Origin of the sequence: Bittarella massiliensis (ex Durand et al. 2017) (assembly GCF_017566145.1) — a bacterium.
In the GTDB taxonomy this organism is placed as follows: domain Bacteria; phylum Bacillota; class Clostridia; order Oscillospirales; family Ruminococcaceae; genus Bittarella; species Bittarella massiliensis_A.
This window is the reverse complement of record NZ_JABFCL010000008.1, coordinates 1-17309: the sequence shown is the minus strand read 5'-3', so window position 1 is coordinate 17309 and position 17309 is coordinate 1. Positions and strand designations below refer to the sequence as shown.

Below are 17309 nucleotides of genomic sequence, written 5' to 3'. Positions count from 1 at the left end.
GTTTATTAGACAAAATTTATACAGATTTTTTAGAATAGCCCACAAAATCTTTTCTTTTGACAGAGAAAGCGCCCTGCTCCACGGTGGAAGCAGGGCGCTTTCTCTGTCAGGCGTTGGGGAGATGGCGGGCGGCGGAGCGGCAAACCGCCCCTGGGAAGGACAGCCCTCTGTCCGCCCTTGGGGGAGAGCCCCCCCCAAGGCAAGCAGATCCGGCGCATCGGGGGAGACAGGGATCGCCCCTGTCCGGCGGGCCCTCACAAATCTGCCGCCCTACTTCCGGCGCTTGCCCAACAGCCGCAGCAAGTAGAGGAAGATGTTGATAAAATCGAGATAGAGGTTCAGCGCCGAGTAGATGGAGATTTTCTTGCACATCTCCCCGTCGCCTTCAAAGCTGTAATAGTAGTCCTTGGCCCGCTTGGCGTCGTAGGTGGTGATGCCCATGAAGAGGGCCAGACCGATGAAGCTGACGGCGATGTCCAGTCCCGAGAGGCGAAAGACCATCGACAAAACAGTCATCACCAGCAGCCCAATGAGGCCGCAGGCCACCAAGCCCCCCAGACCGGAGACATCCTTTTTGGTGATGAGCCCCGCCGCCGCCATCGCCCCAAAGTAGACGCAGGCCGCCAGGAAAAGGAGGATGGCGCTGGGCACGTCGTAGAGCAGGAAGAGGGAGGAGAGCACCACCCCGGTGGTGGCCGCGTAGGCCAGGAAGATGACTCGGGCCGCCCCCACGCTGAACTTGTAGAGGTTGCGGCTGAGAACCGCCACCATCACCAGTTTGGCAACCACCATGGCGATGAGCAGGTAGGGGCTGGCAAAGACATAGTAGAGGGCGCCGGTGGCATATACCGCATAAGAGGTGACAAAGGTGACGGCCAGGGCCAGAAACATCCAGCCAAAGGTGGCCGCCAGGTGCTTGTAGACGGGCTCCCTCTGCAAGGGGGCGGAAATCGGCTCCTTGCCGGGCTCGATCCATTCGCCGGTCTGGGTATCGTACATGGTTTCTCTCTCCTTTTTCACAGGGTCTAGTCGTCCGGGAGCTGCTGGCCGCCCGGCAGTTTGCTCCATTATAGCAGACTTCCCCCCAAACCAAAAGGGCTGGAGCAGCTCTCCTCTCCCCCAATCTGCATAAAAAACGCCGCAAAAGTTCGGTGTCTTTTTAGAAAAAATATGTGTACTCTGTCTACATTTCTCATTTTTGTTAATAGTTTGTTATCATATATATACTACACTAAAGGTGTTGAGAGGATCCAAATCCCAACACAAATAACAGCGGGAGGGTTTGACAAATGATTCAGAGAATGCTGCTCAACGAAACGTCCTACTTCGGGCCTGGGGCCATCGAAAAAATCCCCGATGAGGTGCGGGAGCACTGTTGGCAAAAGGCGCTCATCGTCACCGACCGGGACCTGATCCGCCTGGGGGTGGCGGCGCGGGTGACCCACATTCTGGACGAGAACAAGATCAAATACAGCCTCTTTGACGACATCCACCAAAACCCCAGCATTGAAAACGTGCAGCACGGGGTGCAGACTTACCACTTTGTCAAGGCCGACTTCATGATCGCCGTCGGCGGCGGCAGCGTCATGGACACTGCCAAAGCCATCGGCATCATCGCCAACAACCCCGATTACGACGACGTCCTCTCGCTGGAGGGGCGGCCCCTCACCCTCAATCAGGCCGTGCCCATCGTGGCGGTCCCCACCACCGCCGGCACCGCCGCCGAGGTGACCACCTCCTACACCATCACCGACGTGAAAAACCGCCGCAAAATCGTCTGCAACGACCCCCACAACATCCCCGTGGTGGCCATTGTCGACCCCGATATGATGGCCGGCATGTCCAAAGACCTGACCGTGGCCACCGGTATGGACGCCCTGACCCACGCCATCGAGGGGTATATCAGCAAGGGCGCCTGGCCCATGAGCGACATCTTCACCCTCAAGGCGGTGGAACTCATCGGCCAATCGCTGCGGGGAGCTGCCCTTGAAAACGACCCGGAGGCCCGCAGCAGCATGGCCCTGGGCCAGCACCTGGCGGGGATGGGCTACTCCAACGCCGGGCGGGGCGTCGTCCACTCCCTGGCCCACGCGGTGGGCGGGGTCTACGGCACCTCCCACGGGCTGACCAACGGGGTCATCCTCCCCTGGGCGATGGAATTCAACGCCCCCTCCACCGGCGAAAAGTACCGCGACATCGCCAAGGCCATGGGGGTGCACGGCACCGCCAACATGTCGCCGGAGGAATACCGCAGGGCCGCAGTCGACGCGGTGCGCCAACTGGGGGCCGACCTGGGGGTACCCGCCAACCTGAGCGCCCTGGGCGTCCAGGCGGAGGACCTTCCCTTCTTGGCCCAGCAGGCCATGAACGACGTCTGCACCGCCGACAACCCGCGGGAGACGACCCAGAGCGAACTGGAGGAACTGCTGAAAGCGATGCTTTAACCCCCCTTCAGGTCCGCATCTCCCCGTCAACAAAAGGGCTCCCCTGCAGGGGAGTCCTTTTTCGCTCTCTCAGGCTTTATTCCGCCGGGTCTGCACCCGCCGCCAGCTGACAAATCCGCAGCAAACACGGCAACACAGGGGATCGCCGGGCCATAGGCGGTATCTTTTGTGTGGAAGGGCCACCCCCGCAGGCCGACCGGTGCCGGATCGTTGACCCGGCCGAAAAAGAGGGGGGCAGCATCGCCGGCGATTTTACCGCGCCCTCCCCGCCCCTGTGAAATTGCCGGAGAGCGCCCCTCTGCACACAGCAAGTGCCCCCAAGACGTCCCCTCGCCCAGGTGGCAAAACGGCGGTTCGAAGGGGCGCGCCCTCACTTCTCCCGCCTCTCCAGCCGGGCGAGATAGCTGCCGTAGCCCTCCTCCCCCATCCGTTCCCGGGGAATGAAGCGGAGAGCGGCGCTGTTGATGCAGTAGCGCAGGCCGCCCGCCTGCGCCGGGCCGTCGTCAAAGAGGTGGCCCAGGTGGTTGTCGCCCCCCCGGGAACGCACCTCCACCCGCTCCATGCCAAAGCGATCGTCCCGGCGCTCGGTGAGCGCCGCCTCCTCCACCGGGCGGGAGAAGGCGGGCCAGCCGCAGTCGGAGGGAAACTTGTCGCAGGAGAGAAAGAGGGGCTGGCCGGTGGCGGCGTCCACGTAGAGGCCGTTGTCAAAAAAGTTCCAGTAGGGGTTTTCAAAGGCGGGTTCGGTGCCGTCTTCGCGCAGCACCCGGTACTGCTGGGGGGGCAGTTCCTCCCGCAGCACCTCCTCCGGCGGGTTTTTCCAACCCCGCTCCCCCACCTCTCTGGGTGGGGGATTGGCCGCCTCGGCCCGGCGAAACTGCGCGGGGCCGATATGGCAGTAGCCCTGGGGATTTTTCTGCAAATAGTCCTGGTGATACGCCTCTGCCGGGGCATAGTTCTTCAGCGGCTCCACCTGGGTGACCACCGGGGCGCTGTACTGGGCCTGTACCCGCGCAACCGCCCGGCGGATGGCGGGGAGGTCTCCCTCCCGCGTGTAGAAGATGCCGGTGCGGTACTGGCTGCCCATGTCGCCCCCCTGGCGGTTGCGAATGGTGGGGTCTACCGCCTCGAAATAGCAGTCCAGCAGCCTTTCCAGGGGGAGGACAGCCGAATCGTAGCGCACCATCACCGCCTCGGCGTGGCCGGTGTTGCCGTAACAGACCGCCTCGTAGCTGGGGTGTTCGCTAAAGCCGTTGGCGTAGCCCACCTGGGTGGCCGTGACTCCCCGAATGAGGGAGAGGTACTTCTGCAACCCCCAAAAGCAGCCGCCGGCCAGACAGACGGCGTCCCCCTCGGCCGAAAGGGGGGCCGGGCGCACAGGCTCCCGGGCGGAAAAGAAGCGGTGTCTCATCTCTTTAAAACCTCCTTAAAAGCGTTGAAACCGGGTCCCACCGGCAGAGAAATATGGTATAATAGCCGCACAGCAGCTATTATACCAGGGATGGCCAGGCAGATGCGCAAGCTGCGCTTGCCCCCGCCCTCTGTCGGCTTCGCGGCGTTTTGTGCGGCGCGACGGCAAAAGCGGCTGCGATCCCTGGCGGCAGGACAAAAAAATGAAAGGCGGAAGAGAGATGTACGACACCCCTCCCCTGCGGGACAACTACGGCGGTTACACCAAGCCATGGTGGGAAAAGGCATTCAAGCCCGGCCAACTGCTCTACGACTACAACCAAACCCGGATCGACGAGTTGGAGCGGCGGCGGCAGATCCTCGAGGATATGCTGGGCGACATCGGCGAGCGGGAGCTGATCACCCCTCCCTTTTACTGTGACCAGGGCGAAAACGTCCACATCGGCCGGCAGTTTTACGCCAATTACAACTGCATCCTCCTGGACGGGGAGCGCATCGACATCGGCGACCGGGTCCTCTTTGGGCCCAACGTCACCGTCTGCACCTTTCGCCACCCCATCCACCCGGACGAGCGCTACGGCCCCGACGGCAGCACCACCGTCACCCTGGAGCCGGTGGTGATTGAGGACGACGTCTGGGTCGGCGCCAACTGCTTCATCGGCCCCGGGGTGCGCATCGGCCGCGGCTCGGTGGTCGGCGCGGGAAGCGTGGTTTTAAAGAGCATCCCCCCCATGTCGGTGGCCGCCGGCGTCCCCTGCCGGGTGATCCACCCCATCACCGACGACGACCGGGTGGAACGCCCCCTCTGACACCCCATTTATCAAAAGCCTGGAGCAGCCGCTTCAGGTTTTTTTGCCCTTCCCCTTCATTTTCTCCCCCGGCGGACAGGTTATTCCCTCGCGCCCGACCCGGCCGCCCGGTCCTCTGTGTAGCATTGTCCCCGGAGCCACCACAGTTGGGCGTATTTGCCGCCGGCGCGAAGCGGCCCCCCTTTTCTGCGATCAGGCGGCCGGGGAACAAGGGGAGCGGCGCTTGTCATTTTGCCGGGAATGCCGTACACTCTCCACAGGGGGATACAGCCCCCATCCAATCTGACGGCGGGGTGACAGCGTGAAAGCAGATCGCCTGGTGGGCATTTTGACCTATCTCTTACAGACCGACCGGGCCACCATGCCCCAGCTGGCGGCCCGCTTTGAGGTGTCGCGGCGCACCATCCAGCGGGATGTAGACGCCCTCTGCCGCGCGGGCATCCCCCTGGTGAGCACCCGGGGCGGCGGCGGGGGGATCGCCATCATGGACGGCTACAAGCTCGACCGGCGGCTGCTCAGCCCCGGCGAATTGCAGTGCATCCTCGCCGGGCTGCGGGGACTCGACAGCGTCAGCAAGACCTCCTCGGCCGATCGGTTTTTGCAGAAGGTCTCCGCCCGGGGGGAATCCCCCCTCTCCCCCGACAGCGATCTCGTCATCGACCTGGCGTCCTTTTACAGAGACAGCCTGTCCGAAAAGATCGAGCTGCTGCGCCGGGCCATCGCCCAGCGGGAACTGGTGCGCTTTCACTACTACTATGGCAAGGGCGAGGCCGACAAGCGGGTGGAGCCCTACTGCCTGGTCTTCAAGTGGTCGGACTGGTACCTCTTCGGCTTTTGCACCCAGCGGCAGGACTTTCGCCTCTACAAGCTGGGGCGGCTCTGGGACCTGGCCCCCGTCGGAGAGGGGTTTGCCCCCCGCCCGGTGCCGGCGGAAAAGCGCCTTTTCGGCAACCAGATGCGCGATGACTACCTGGTCACCGCCCTCTACCGCCCGGCGGCCAAGTACCGGCTGGTGGAGGAGCGGGGCCCCGACTCCTTTTCCGTCGCAGAGGACGGCCGCCTGCTGGCCCGCTGGGGGTTTGCCGGGCCGGAGGAGGCCCTGTCCTGGTTTCTCAGCTTCGGGGACGGGGCTGAGGTGCTCGACCCGCCCCAGATGAGGGAGCGGGTGCGCCAGGAGGCCGAAAAAATTGCCGCCCGCCACTGCTGAACAGGACAGACTGTTGTCCTGTTCGCCCTGCTACGATAAGGGGGAAACGACGGCGGCTCCGTGCAGGGGGACGCCCCGCCCGTGTCCGGCATCCAGCAGCAGCCGGGCCTGGGGCAGAGAGAATGAGGAGGGAAAAGCGGTGAAGATTTACGGCTACGGCGACTTTGTGGAGGGGCTTTTGGCGGCGGGCTTTGCCCTGGGTGGCAGCAATGCCGAGGGCATCTACACCCTGGTGCCCTGGGATTGGCGGGAGGCCCCGCCCTACGACACCCCGGTGCGCTGGCACACCGGCGACCCCGAGACCGACCCCTGGGAGTGGCGGATGCGGGTGCTCCGCGAGCGCGACGACATCGCCTACGGCAAGGTGTTTTTCAAAAAGAGCGGCTACATCACCCGGGCCTGGTACCCCTATTTCCTCGCCGCCCGCCGGCGCGGCCTGACCCTTTTCGAGGCCTACGAGGAGGGGCAAATCAGCCGGGAGGCCAGGCGGGTCTACGAGGCGCTGCTGGCGGCCGGCAGCCTCCCCGCCCACGAGCTCAAGCGCTGCGCCGGCTTCTCCCCCCGGGAAAAGGCCCCCTTTGAGCGGGCCCTGGCGGAGTTGCAGATGGGGCTCTACATCACCGTCTGCGGCCGGCAGCAAAAGCGCTCCCAGACCGGGGAGGAATACGGCTGGCCCTCGGCCGCCTTCTGCACCGCCGAGCACTTCTGGGGCGGCGAGCTGTTTCGCGAGGCGGCCGCCCTCTCCCCCCAGGAGGCGGAGGAGGCCATCGCCCGCCAGGTCTATCGCCTCAACCCCGGAGCGCCCCCCAAAAAGGTGCAGAAATTCATCCGCGGGTAGGGCAAAAGAAGCGGTTCGGAACAGGCGGTGCCGCCTGGCCCGGACCGCTTTTCTGTCACCAGCCGTAGCGGCCGCCGATGAAGTCGACAAACCGTTTGGCGCTGGGGGAGAGGGAGACATCCCGCAGTTTGCACCAGCTGATGTGCCGGGGCGGCAGGGAGAAATCCACCGGCAGTTTCACCACCAGCCCCCGGCGCAGGTAGTCCTCGGCAAACTCCTCGATGGCGCAGCAGACCCCCAGGCCGATGCGCGCAAAGTCCAACAGCAGATCGTGGGAGCCCAACTCGATTTCCGGGGAGATGGGCAGCCCCTGCTCGGCAAACCAGTCGTCCACCAGCCGCCGGGCGTTGGACTTGCGCTCCAGCAAGATCAGCGGCAGGGCCGCCACCTCGGCGGCGGTGAGGGGGTGTTGGGGCAGAGGGTAGCGGGGCCCGGCCAGAAAGGCGTCGTGAACCCGGAAAAAGCGGTGTTCCTCCACCCGCTGATCCCGCACCGGAGAGTTGACAAAAGCCAGGTCCACACTGCGCTCGGCCAGCATCTCCACCGCCTCGATGGAGGTCCCGTTTTGGATCACCAGCCGGATGTGGGGGTATTCCCGGTGAAAGCGGTCCAGCTGGCCCAGGATCACAAAGCGGGAGATGGTGTCCGACACCCCCACCCGCAGCTGCCCCTGTTCCAGGTTCTGCTGCTCCCGCAGGCTCTGCTGCCCCTGTTCCAGGGTTTTGAGGGCGGCGTCCACATATCCGTAGAGCAACTCCCCCTCGCTGGTGAGGGAGAGCCGCTTCCCCCGCCGGTCAAAGAGGGGGACCCCCAACTGGCTCTCCAGGTGTTTGACCGTCTGGCTCACCGCCGACTGGGAGACGAAGAGCTTTCCCGCCGCCGCTGAAAAGCCCCCCTGTCGCGCCACCTCGCGAAAAACCCGATAGTGTTCTAGCTTGACCTCCATATTATTAGACCGCCTTATGAATTGTATTATGAAAAGATATTTTACTTATATATACAATTGCATTATACTGGTAGAGCAGTTGTTTGTAAACCGGGCTTTTGGGCCCGCCAAAAAAGGAGAGGCAAGATGAGTAACTTCGTAGGCACCGTATCCAGAGGGATCAAACTTCCCATCGTCAAAGAGGGGGACGACCTGGCCGCCATCGTGGCCGGGTCGGTGCTGGACGCCGCCGCGGGCGAGCCCTTCGCCCTGCACGACCGGGACGTGGTGGCCATCACCGAGTCGGTGGTGGCCCGCACCCAGGGCAATTACGCCACCATCGACGACATTGCCGCCGACGTGCAGGCCAAGCTGGGGGGCGAGCACATCGGGGTGGTCTTCCCCATCCTCAGCCGCAACCGCTTCTCGGTCTGCCTCAAGGGGATCGCCAAAGCCGCCAAAAAGGTGACGGTGCTGCTCAGCTACCCCTCCGACGAGGTGGGCAACCACCTGATCGACATCGACCGGCTGGAAGAGGCCGGCATCAACCCCTGGAGCGACGTCCTCACCGCCGAAGAATTTCACGAGAAGTTCGGCACCGTGCTGCACCCCTTCACCGGGGTGGACTACCTGGACTACTACGCCCAGATCATCCGCGAGTGCGGGGCCGAGCCCCAGATCGTACTGGCCAATAAACCCGCCGCCATCCTGCCATACACCAAGCGGGTGCTGGCCTGTGACATCCACACCCGGCAGCGCACCTGCCGCCAGCTGAAGGAGGCCGGGGCCGAGGCGGTCTGCGCCCTCAGCGACATCCTCAACCAGAGCATCGGCGGCTGCGGCTACAACGAGCAGTACGGCCTGCTGGGCTCCAACAAGGCCACCGAGACCTCGGTAAAGCTCTTCCCCCGGGACTGCGACGCCTTTGTCCAGCGGGTGGCCGATCTGCTGCGCGAGGGCAGCGGCAAGCAGATCGAGGTGATGGTCTACGGCGACGGCGCCTTTAAAGACCCGGTGGGCCAGATCTGGGAGCTGGCGGACCCGGTGGTCTCCCCCGCCCACACCGCCGGACTCGACGGCACCCCCAACGAGGTCAAGCTGAAGTACCTGGCCGACAACGATTTCGCCGACCTCAGCGGCGAGGAGCTGCAGGCCGCCATCCGCGAGCGCATCGCCCACAAGAAGGACAAACTGGTGGGCGACATGGCCGCCCAGGGCACCACCCCCCGCCGGTTGACCGACCTCATCGGCTCCCTGTGCGACCTGACCTCCGGCAGCGGCGACAAGGGCACCCCGGTGGTGCTGGTGCAAAACTACTTCGACAACTACGCCAAATAAGGCCCGCCACACGGCCTTGAGAGGGCGCCCTTTTGGGGGCGCCCTCTCTCTGTTTTCCCCCAAAAAGAGCGTGGCGCCGGCCGCACAACTGTGCTATACTGAATGTATATACGCCGGGAGGAGGTGGGGGGCCCCATTGAAGTACAGACGACTGTTTGCCGCCGCACTGGCCGCCCTCTTCCTCTTTGGCGGCTGTAACGGCGACAGCTCCCAGCGGGAGAGCCACCCCGCCGGAGGCTACCGGCGCCCCCCGCTGGCCGAGACGGTCTTTGACGGCAGCGACGCGGTCTCGGGCGGGGGGGCCGAAATCGACCTGACCAACCTGGCCGACGGCTATGTGGCGGTGCGGGCCAGGCACAGCGCCCGCCTGAAATTCCAGGTGCTCAAAGGGGAGGAGACCTACAACTACGACCTGGCAAACGACGGCACCCCCTGTTTTTACCCCCTGCAGATGGGGGACGGCGAATACACCTTTCGGGTGATGCGAAACACCACCGGCGACCGGTACGCCCAGCTTCTCTCCACCGCCCGGCAGGTGCGGCTCGCAAGCGAGTTCGCCCCCTTTCTCCGCCCCAGCGTCCAGGTCGACTACACCCCCCAATCCGCCTGCGTGGCCAAGGCCGCCCAGCTGTCGGCGGAGGACACCAGCCAGATCGGGGTGATCAACAGCATTTACGACTACATTGTAAAAAATATCCGCTACGACGTGGAGAAGGCGGAGACTGTCCCCAAGGGCTACACCCCCGACCCCGACGAGACCCTGGAGAGCGGCACCGGTATCTGTTACGACTACGCGGCTCTGGCAGCCGCCATGCTCCGCAGCCAGGGCATCCCCACCAAACTCGTCACCGGCTACGTGGCCCCAAACGACCTCTACCACGCCTGGAATCTGATCTATTTAGAGGAGTCGGGCTGGATCGCGGTGGAGTTTCAGGTGGAGGCCGGCAACTGGGTGCGCATCGACACCACCTTCGCCGCCGGGGGAGCGGATTTAAAGGATTTTGTGGGCGACGGCAAAAACTATGTCGACCGCTATGTGTACTGACATGTGCGCGAGAAAAAGAGGAGGCGGCAGATGAAACAGACGCTGTTAAACGACCTGGAGCTGAGCCTGTTTTGCGAGAATCTATCCATGATGCTGGGGGCTGGCATCCCCTCCGGCGAGGCGCTGGAACTCTTTTGTGAGGACATAGAGCCCGGCCCCTTTCAGGAGGGGGTGCGGCGGGTTTTGGACTGTCTGGAAGAGACCCACTCCCTCCCCGCCTCCCTGCGGGCAGCGGGCTGTTTCCCCAACTATTTGAGCGACATGGTGGAGGTGGGCGAGATCGCCGGGCGCACCGAACAGGTCCTCAAGCGGCTGGCCGCCTACTACGAGGGCCAGGACGCCCTGCAAAAAAAATTGCGCAGCGCCGTGGTCTACCCCACGGTGATGCTGGTTTTGATGACCGCGGTGATGCTCTTTTTGGTCTTTGAGGTGCTGCCGGTCTTCTCCGGCGTCTACGCCCAGCTGGCAGGGGACCTGACCGGTTCCTCCGTTGGGTACATGTCGGCGGCCAAAGGGGTCGCCTGGGCGGTGCTGGCCATCACCCTGGTCCTGGCAGTCCTCCTCTTGGCGGGGCTACAGATGATGAAGCGCCCCCGGGGATTGCAGCGGCTGGCCGCCCTGGCCCGGCGCCTCCCCCTGACAAAGGGGGTCGCCTATCAGGTGTCCCTGGCCCGTTTCACCTCGGCCCTGAGCACCTTTTTGGCCAGCGGGGTGGACACCGACCGGGCCATGGCCGTCTCCAGCGAGATGGTGGATCACCCCCTCTTGGGGGCCAAACTGGCCCGCTGCCGGGAGCGGATGGAGGCCGGAGAGGGCTTGGCCCCGGCCATCTACGCCGAAAAGGTCTTCCCCTCCCTCTACGCCCGGATGCTCGTCAGCGGCTTTCAGAGCGGGAGCGGCGAGGAGTCGCTGGCCCGCCTCGCCCGCCTCTTTGCGGAGGAGTCCGACCGCCAGATCGACGGGGCTCTCTCGACGGTTGAGCCGGGGCTGGCAGCCTTCCTCACCCTCTCGGTGGGGGTCATCCTCCTGGCGGTCATGCTGCCCCTCATCGGCATCATGGGCGCCATCGGCTAAAGGGGGGCTTTGCTGTGTACACCTCGTTTGCCCAGCGGCGGCGGGCTGGGCGGGTCCGGCTGCTCCTCCTCGCGCTGGCAGCGCTGCTGCTGGCCGGCTGCCTCCTGCTGTTGCCCAAGGTGCAGGGGGATTTGAACCGGCAGTCGGCCGCCTCGGCCGAAGCGGCGGTGCGCCGGGCGGTGGTGCAGTGCTACGCCGTCGAAGGGGCCTACCCCGCCGACTTGCAGTATTTGGAAGAGCGCTACGGGCTGCAGATCAACCACCGGCGCTACATTGTGGACTACAACATCCTCGCCCCCAATGTGGCGCCCCAGATCAAAGTGCTGGAAAAAGAGAGCTGACGGCGAGGGCGGTCAGGGGAAGGGGGAATCGGGTGTGAAGAAAAGGCAGGCGAGGGGCCAATTTGTACCGGCGACAACCGTCTTTTTCTCCTTTTTGCTGGCCATATTGCTCCTGGTGATCCTGGGCTCGTCCAGTTACCGGGACACGGTGGCCGGGATGGAGGGAAACCAGGCCGTTCGATCCGGGCGCGCCTATCTGCTGACCAAGCTGCGCGGCAGCGACCAGGCGGGGATAATCGCCGTCGAAAACGGGGCGGCGGGCGACGTCTTGGTCCTCTCCGAACGGGCGGGGGACGAGGTCTTTGAGACCCGCATCTACCTGACCGGCGGCAACCTGGTGGAGGAATACCTTCCCGCCGGGTCGGGGGGCGACCCCTCCCTGGCCCAGGTGGTCTGCCCCGCCGGGCAGTTTGCCGCCCGGCGGGAGGGGAGCACCCTCCACCTGGAGATCGACGGCGCCGCCTTCACCTACGCCCTGCGCAGCACAGAGGGGGGAGAGCCATGAGCCGCCGCAACCGAAGTGCCGCCTTCTACGTGGAGACGGCCATCACCCTCTTTTTCCTCCTCTGCACCGCCGCAGTGATCGCCCAGCTCTTCTCCACCGCCCTGCGAAACAGCCGCCTGGCCGAGGAGATGACCCGGGCCGAATTTGCCGCCGAGGAGGAGGCGGAGCGTCTGGCTGCCTCCCCCTCCCTGGAGGGCTGGGTGGTGGCCGCGCAGGAGGCCGGGGCCCAGCTGTCCCAAGACGGGGGCGACTACACCGCCCGCCTTCCCCTCGGTGAGGGCGATGGCGAGGGCTGGGTACTGGTGGAACTGCAGACGGAGGAGACCTTCGGCGGCCAGTTGGCCCGGGCCCAAATTTCCGCCGGCCGGGGGGAGAGAGCCTGTTTCTCCCTGGAGACCGGCCGCTACTGGCAGGGAGAGGGGGGACAGCCGTGAGGCGGCAGACAGCGGGCCAACAGCCGGTGAGGACCGGGGCCCTGACCATCTTGCTGGTGGTGATGAGCATCTGCCTGGCGGCCCTGGCGGTGCTCTCCCTCACCACCGCCGCGGCCGACCGCAAACTGGCCGAGCGCAGCGGCGAGACCACCCGCAGCACCTACGCCCTGGAACGGACGGGCCAGCAGTGGCTGGCCCAGCTGGATGCCCTCCTCCTCGAGATAGAGGGCCAAGACTCCGCCGCTCTGCCGGCCCTGGCCGCCCAGCGGTTGGAAGGGCAGCTGCGGTGGGAGGGGAAAACCCTCTTTGCCACCCTGGGCGACCAGGGGGAAAGGCAACTGCAGATCGCCGTCGAGCTGACCGGCGGCGAGACCCGCTACCGGGTGCGCAGCTGGCAGCTCATCACCCCCTGGGAGGGGGGCGGCCCCCAGGGGGGCCTCTGGGACGGCCGAAGTTAGGGCCGGCAACACATCCAACCATCCGGGAGGTATCAGGCCAATGGACATCACAGCAATTTTGAAGCAGGCGGTGGACTGCGGAGCATCGGACATCTTTGTCATCGCCGGGCTCCCCCTCTCCTTTCGGCAAAACGGGCACATCGTCCGCACCGAGGGGGAGCGGCTGATGCCCGACCGGACGGCGGCGTTGGTCAAAGCCGTCTACGAGATCGCCGGGAAGGAGCAATCCCCCCACTTTGCCCTGGAGGGGGACGACGACTTCTCCTTCTCCATTCAAAATCTGGGGCGCTTTCGGGTGAACATCTTCCGCCAGCGGGGCAGCCTGGCGGCGGTGATCCGGGTCATCCGCTTCGGCCTGCCCCAGCCGGAGGACCTGCACATCCCCCCGGTGGTGATGCAGATCGCCGAAAAGACCAAGGGATTGGTGCTGGTCACCGGCCCCGCCGGCAGCGGCAAATCCACCACCCTGGCCTGCATGGTGGACCACATCAACCGCAGCCGCGAAGGCCATATCATCACCATGGAAGACCCCATTGAGTACATCCACCGCCACCAAAAATGCATCGTCACCCAGCGGGAGATCACCAGCGACGCCGGCAGCTATGTGCGGGCACTGCGGGCCGCCCTGCGGGAGAGCCCGGACGTCATCTTGCTGGGGGAGATGCGCGACTACGAGACCATCGAGGTGGCCATGACCGCCGCCGAGACCGGGCAGCTGCTCTTCTCCACCCTGCACACCACCGGCGCGGCCAACACCATCGACCGCATCATCGACGTCTTCCCCGCCAACGCCCAACAGCAGGTGCGGGTCCAGCTGTCCATGGTGTTGCAGGCGGTCATCTGCCAGCAGCTGATCCCCACTCTGGACGGAACGCTGGTCCCCGCCTTTGAGATCATGCTGGTCAACCCCGCCATCAAAAACATGATCCGGGAGCAAAAGAGCCACCAGATCGACTCCGCCATCTTCGCCGGGGCCGACCAGGGGATGCGCACCATGGATCAAAGCCTGCTGGAACTCTGGAAACAGGGGGCCATCTCGGCTGAGACCGCCGCCATGTACTGCCTCCATTTGGAGACCATGCAGAAGAAGCTGCAGGCCGGCCGCTAAGCCCGCGGGAGAAAGGAGCATTGCCGTGAACACATTGACTGTCCGTCTCTTTGGGGGACTGCGCGCCGTGCAGGGCGACCGGGTCCTGCTGGAGAGCAAGGGCCGGCTGGGCCGCCCGGCGGAGGCCTTTGCCTACCTGCTGCTGCACCGGCAGGAGGCGGTGACCAATGAGCAACTCATCGAGGCCCTCTGGGAGGACGAGGATCTAGAAAATCCCGCCGGGGCTCTGAAAAACGCCATCTACAACCTGCGCAAACAGCTGCGGGCGGCGGGGTTGGAGGGGGACTGTATCCACAGCTCCAAAAACCGCTACCAGCTGGCCCCCGGCTTCCCGGTGGAACTGGACACCGACGAAGCCGAGGCGTGCTACCGCGCCATCACCCGCCCCGGCGCATCCGACGACGAACTTCTCCGGGCGGGAAAGGCCCTTTTTGCCCTCTACTCGGGGGACCTGCTGCAAAACCTCCCCACCCAGCGGTGGATCGTGCAGTACAACGTCTACTACCGCCACCTCTACCTGGACGCGGTGGATCGCGTCTGTACCCAACTGCTCAAGAACCCCTCGAGCGAGCACTGCGAGGAGGTGCTGGCCATCTGCCGCAAGGCCAACCTGATCGAACCCCTGCGGGAGCCCATCTACCTCTATATGTTCACCGCCATGCAGCAGTTGGGGATGAAGAAGGCTATCCTCAACTACTATCCCATCACCGCCAACCTCTTTTACGACGAGTTGGGGGAGCGGCTGTGCGCCGAGATCCGCCAGATTTACTTCTGGGCCAGCGAGGGCACCAACCTCATCGAGCAGGATCTGCAGCAGATTCAGGAGGATCTAAACGAGATCACCAAGGATCAGCGACCCATCCGCGGCGCCTATTTCTGCCCCTACGAGATGTTCAAACACATCTACCACATGGTGGCCCGCAGCGCCGAGCGGGCGGGCAACAACGTGGCGCTGCTGCTCCTGACCCTCACCAAGCCGGGCGGCGGGGTGCTGCCCAAAGACCTCAATGTCACCGCCATGCTCAAACTCAAAAGCGCCATCTCCCGAGCCCTGCGCAAGGGAGATGTCTTCTCCCGCTACTCCAAGAGCCAGTACATCCTCATGCTCTCGGTGCGCCAGTTCTCTGACGTGGAGATCATCACCGAGCGACTGCAGAAATTCTTCGCCGCCGAGCAGCCCCCCAAAGGGGTGCGGCTCCAGCCCAAGGCACGCCAGCTCTCCCCCATTGTCTGACAAACGCCCCTCCCGCCCCGGACGCCGCTGTCCGGGGCGTTTTTCTTTCCCGTTTGCCGGCGCAGCCCGACGCCCTCTTCTCCCCCTGTTGACAGCCGTTAAAAATTGTTCTGCCTTTTTTGTAAAAAATTCGGTTTCGTGACCGGTTCTGTGACCGTCTGCCGATAGAATGGGGATAGATACAGAGGAAATCCCATATTTTGAGACACTTGAACACTGCAATAGAGGAGGAATCAAAATGAGAAAACGAGTGCTGGCCTGCTTAACTGCCCTTGTTTTGGCACTGGGCTGCTTTCCCGCCACGGCCTTTGCCAAGGCCGAGCCCGGCATCGGCTCTTCTTCGGTCACCGAGCAAAACTCCACTTGGCATTGTAGCGAGGTGAAATTTGACCACAAGACCTACTCCATCACCACCCCCCACAACATGGAAACCGTCACCTACAAGCTGACTGCCTCCCTGGCCGCCAACCCCGCCAACCTCTCCCTCAAAAACGGAGAGAGCGCGGACGTCTCCCTTTCCCCTTCGCTGGAAAACACCGCTGCCAAGACGGTGAGCGACAGGGGCTTTCGCCTCGGCTTTAAGCTGGTGCGCGGCTCCTACACCGACACCTACTACGACATCCAGCGCATCGAGTACACCTTCACTCCCAAGGGCCAGGGCGAGACGGTGCGCACCACCATCACCTACCCCCTGGACGGCAACCACAAACTCGAAGGCGTTGGCAGCGGCTACTGGGTCGACCAGCAGTTTATCCTCGGTGCCGGCGGCGGCAACCGGGTCGATCTGAAACCCGGCACCAGCTACAAAGTTTCCGTCAAGGCGTATACCAGAGACCGCAACAACAACGAGCGGGACTACCTCGCCTGCCCTAAAGTCGAAAACTTCGGCAGCGTCACCATCCCCGAGGCCTACACCGCTGAAATCGGCAAGACCGATCTCGTCGGCAACTACCTGACCTTTGACGGCAATGACGACTACGGTGTCAACTTGAAAAGCGGCGAGGTCTACACCGTCACCAAACTGCAAAACAACAACGCCTCTGCCGTACTCACCGCCCAACTGCACCTGAAAGACGGCACCGTTGTCGCCACCGCCGACGTGGCGGTGAACGGCACCCGTCAAAACACCGTGACCTTCCGGGTGGACGACAGCGCCAAGGGCGCCATCACCGCCGGCACCCCTGTGCAGTCGGTCTACGGTGCAGGCAAGATCAACGTCCCCACTGTCACCGCCAAAAAGGGCTGGACCTTTGCCGGTTGGGCCAAGGAAGGAAGCGACACCATCGTCCTCCCCGCCGATCAAAAAACCGTCAAAGCCCCCCTGGCTGCCGACGTGACCTATGTGGCCCAGTTCGCCCGGCAGACCAACACTGTCACCTTTTTCTACATCAACAGCGAGACCAACCAACCGTTGGGCCAGGTGACCGAACTCGTCGGCGATCAGGAAAATACCGTCACTCTCGCCCAGGATCAGCACACCTCCGTACCGGTGGGCGGCAGCTTTGCCATCCCCGAGAAGAAGACGCTGGTAGGCTATGTCTACGGCGGCATCACCGACTACAAAGGCGCCCCTGTCAGCGGCGATAGCGTGTTGGTTGAGAATATGGCCGCCCAGAACGTCTATACCATCTCCTACACCCCGGCCAGCCATCAGGTCGTCTTGCGCTATGACACCGCGGCCGGCACGGTGGAACAGGCAACCCTCACAGTTCCTCACAACGGCAGGCTGACCGCCCCCGCTTTCCAGGCAAACGATGGCTACCGCTTTGACGGCTGGCAACTCGACGGCAGAGCCTTTGACTTTGAGACTCGCATCAGCGACGAGCTCACCCTTCAGGCCTCCACCACCCACCTGTCCTACACCGTCACCTTCCTGCCCGGCGAGCACGGCACCATCTCCGGCGACGCCCAGCAGACCGTCTACCACGGCGAAGCCGCTGTGGCCCCGCAGGCCACCCCCGACGAGGGCTGGCTGTTTGCCGGCTGGGACGCCGACTTCTCCAACGTCACCGGCGAACTGACCGTCACCGCCCTCTATAACCGAGCCTCTTACACCGTCACCTTCCTGCCCGGCGAGCACGGCACCGTCTCCGGCGACGCCCAGCAGACCGTCTACCACGGCGAAGCCGCTGTGGCCCCGCA

The 17309-nt window shown here is 64.1% G+C and carries 17 protein-coding genes; 14 read left to right on the top strand and 3 right to left on the bottom strand.

The window, feature by feature from the left end; translation table 11 throughout:
- Positions 1–270: 270 nt before the first annotated feature.
- Positions 271–999, bottom strand: coding sequence for a Bax inhibitor-1/YccA family protein (locus HJY11_RS09090; protein WP_208075657.1), 729 nt, complete (start codon positions 997–999; stop codon positions 271–273).
- A gap of 290 nt (positions 1000–1289) precedes the next feature.
- Here HJY11_RS09090 and fucO point away from each other — a divergent pair, with 290 nt between their 5' ends.
- Positions 1290–2444 (top strand): lactaldehyde reductase, encoded by a 1155-nt coding sequence (gene fucO / locus HJY11_RS09085; RefSeq protein ID WP_208075656.1) that lies wholly within the window; start codon positions 1290–1292, stop codon positions 2442–2444.
- Positions 2445–2814: 370 nt separating this feature from the next.
- Here fucO and msrA read toward each other — a convergent pair whose 3' ends face one another.
- Complete coding sequence (gene msrA / locus HJY11_RS09080; RefSeq protein ID WP_208075655.1) at positions 2815–3852, bottom strand: peptide-methionine (S)-S-oxide reductase MsrA; 1038 nt, start codon at positions 3850–3852, stop codon at positions 2815–2817.
- A gap of 202 nt (positions 3853–4054) precedes the next feature.
- Between msrA and HJY11_RS09075 the strand changes: the two genes are divergently transcribed.
- The 3 genes from HJY11_RS09075 (at position 4055) to HJY11_RS09065 (ending at position 6705) form a co-directional block, all read left to right on the top strand.
- Positions 4055–4660 carry a sugar O-acetyltransferase gene (locus HJY11_RS09075; RefSeq protein WP_208075654.1) on the top strand — a complete coding sequence of 202 codons (606 nt, stop codon included), beginning with the start codon at positions 4055–4057 and terminating at the stop codon, positions 4658–4660.
- Between the two features lie 301 nt (positions 4661–4961).
- Positions 4962–5867 carry a helix-turn-helix transcriptional regulator gene (locus tag HJY11_RS09070; protein WP_208075653.1) on the top strand — a complete coding sequence of 302 codons (906 nt, stop codon included), beginning with the start codon at positions 4962–4964 and terminating at the stop codon, positions 5865–5867.
- Positions 5868–6006: 139 nt separating this feature from the next.
- Complete coding sequence (locus HJY11_RS09065; RefSeq protein WP_208075652.1) at positions 6007–6705, top strand: AlkZ-related protein; 699 nt, start codon at positions 6007–6009, stop codon at positions 6703–6705.
- 55 nt (positions 6706–6760) lie between these two features.
- Here the strand turns inward: HJY11_RS09065 and HJY11_RS09060 are convergent, their stop codons facing one another.
- Complete coding sequence (locus HJY11_RS09060) at positions 6761–7651, bottom strand: LysR family transcriptional regulator (protein WP_208075651.1); 891 nt, start codon at positions 7649–7651, stop codon at positions 6761–6763.
- A 126-nt stretch (positions 7652–7777) separates the two neighbouring features.
- Here HJY11_RS09060 and HJY11_RS09055 point away from each other — a divergent pair, with 126 nt between their 5' ends.
- The 10 genes from HJY11_RS09055 to HJY11_RS09010 form a co-directional block, all read left to right on the top strand.
- Entirely contained in the window at positions 7778–8968 is a 1191-nt protein-coding gene (locus HJY11_RS09055; protein ID WP_208075650.1) for a coenzyme F420-0:L-glutamate ligase, read from the top strand.
- A gap of 136 nt (positions 8969–9104) precedes the next feature.
- The gene (locus HJY11_RS09050) at positions 9105–10013 is read left to right on the top strand and encodes a transglutaminase-like domain-containing protein (protein ID WP_208075649.1); all 909 of its coding nucleotides are present in this window, start codon (positions 9105–9107) and stop codon (positions 10011–10013) included.
- Positions 10014–10043: 30 nt separating this feature from the next.
- Complete coding sequence (locus HJY11_RS09045) at positions 10044–11087, top strand: type II secretion system F family protein (RefSeq protein ID WP_208075648.1); 1044 nt, start codon at positions 10044–10046, stop codon at positions 11085–11087.
- Positions 11088–11101: 14 nt separating this feature from the next.
- Entirely contained in the window at positions 11102–11428 is a 327-nt protein-coding gene (locus tag HJY11_RS09040) for a hypothetical protein (RefSeq protein WP_208075647.1), read from the top strand.
- Between the two features lie 34 nt (positions 11429–11462).
- A complete protein-coding gene (locus HJY11_RS09035; protein ID WP_208075646.1) occupies positions 11463–11933 on the top strand; it encodes a DUF4860 domain-containing protein in 471 nt (156 codons plus the stop codon).
- Complete coding sequence (locus HJY11_RS09030) at positions 11930–12367, top strand: hypothetical protein (protein WP_208075645.1); 438 nt, start codon at positions 11930–11932, stop codon at positions 12365–12367. The genes HJY11_RS09035 and HJY11_RS09030 overlap by 4 nt, the downstream gene beginning before the upstream one ends.
- On the top strand, positions 12364–12825 hold the full coding sequence (locus HJY11_RS09025; protein WP_208075644.1) for a hypothetical protein: 462 nt from the start codon (positions 12364–12366) through the stop codon (positions 12823–12825). The genes HJY11_RS09030 and HJY11_RS09025 overlap by 4 nt, the downstream gene beginning before the upstream one ends.
- 40 nt (positions 12826–12865) lie before the next feature.
- Complete coding sequence (locus HJY11_RS09020; RefSeq protein ID WP_208075643.1) at positions 12866–13933, top strand: type IV pilus twitching motility protein PilT; 1068 nt, start codon at positions 12866–12868, stop codon at positions 13931–13933.
- Positions 13934–13958: 25 nt separating this feature from the next.
- The gene (locus HJY11_RS09015) at positions 13959–15167 is read left to right on the top strand and encodes an AfsR/SARP family transcriptional regulator (protein WP_208075642.1); all 1209 of its coding nucleotides are present in this window, start codon (positions 13959–13961) and stop codon (positions 15165–15167) included.
- A gap of 238 nt (positions 15168–15405) precedes the next feature.
- Positions 15406–17309: InlB B-repeat-containing protein (locus tag HJY11_RS09010; protein WP_208075641.1), on the top strand; the 1904-nt coding region annotated here is incomplete at its 3' end.

Excerpts from the sequence above, each read along its gene's own strand:
- HJY11_RS09090 (WP_208075657.1), bottom strand. The coding sequence starts at position 999 with ATGTACGATACCCAGACCGGCGAATGGATCGAGCCCGGCAAGGAGCCG.
- HJY11_RS09055 (WP_208075650.1), top strand. The coding sequence starts at position 7,778 with ATGAGTAACTTCGTAGGCACCGTATCCAGAGGGATCAAACTTCCCATC.
- HJY11_RS09045 (WP_208075648.1), top strand. The coding sequence starts at position 10,044 with ATGAAACAGACGCTGTTAAACGACCTGGAGCTGAGCCTGTTTTGCGAG.
- HJY11_RS09075 (WP_208075654.1), top strand. The coding sequence starts at position 4,055 with ATGAAAGGCGGAAGAGAGATGTACGACACCCCTCCCCTGCGGGACAAC.
- HJY11_RS09020 (WP_208075643.1), top strand. The coding sequence starts at position 12,866 with ATGGACATCACAGCAATTTTGAAGCAGGCGGTGGACTGCGGAGCATCG.
- HJY11_RS09030 (WP_208075645.1), top strand. The coding sequence starts at position 11,930 with ATGAGCCGCCGCAACCGAAGTGCCGCCTTCTACGTGGAGACGGCCATC.
- msrA (WP_208075655.1), bottom strand. The coding sequence starts at position 3,852 with ATGAGACACCGCTTCTTTTCCGCCCGGGAGCCTGTGCGCCCGGCCCCC.
- HJY11_RS09060 (WP_208075651.1), bottom strand. The coding sequence starts at position 7,651 with ATGGAGGTCAAGCTAGAACACTATCGGGTTTTTCGCGAGGTGGCGCGA.
- fucO (WP_208075656.1), top strand. The coding sequence starts at position 1,290 with ATGATTCAGAGAATGCTGCTCAACGAAACGTCCTACTTCGGGCCTGGG.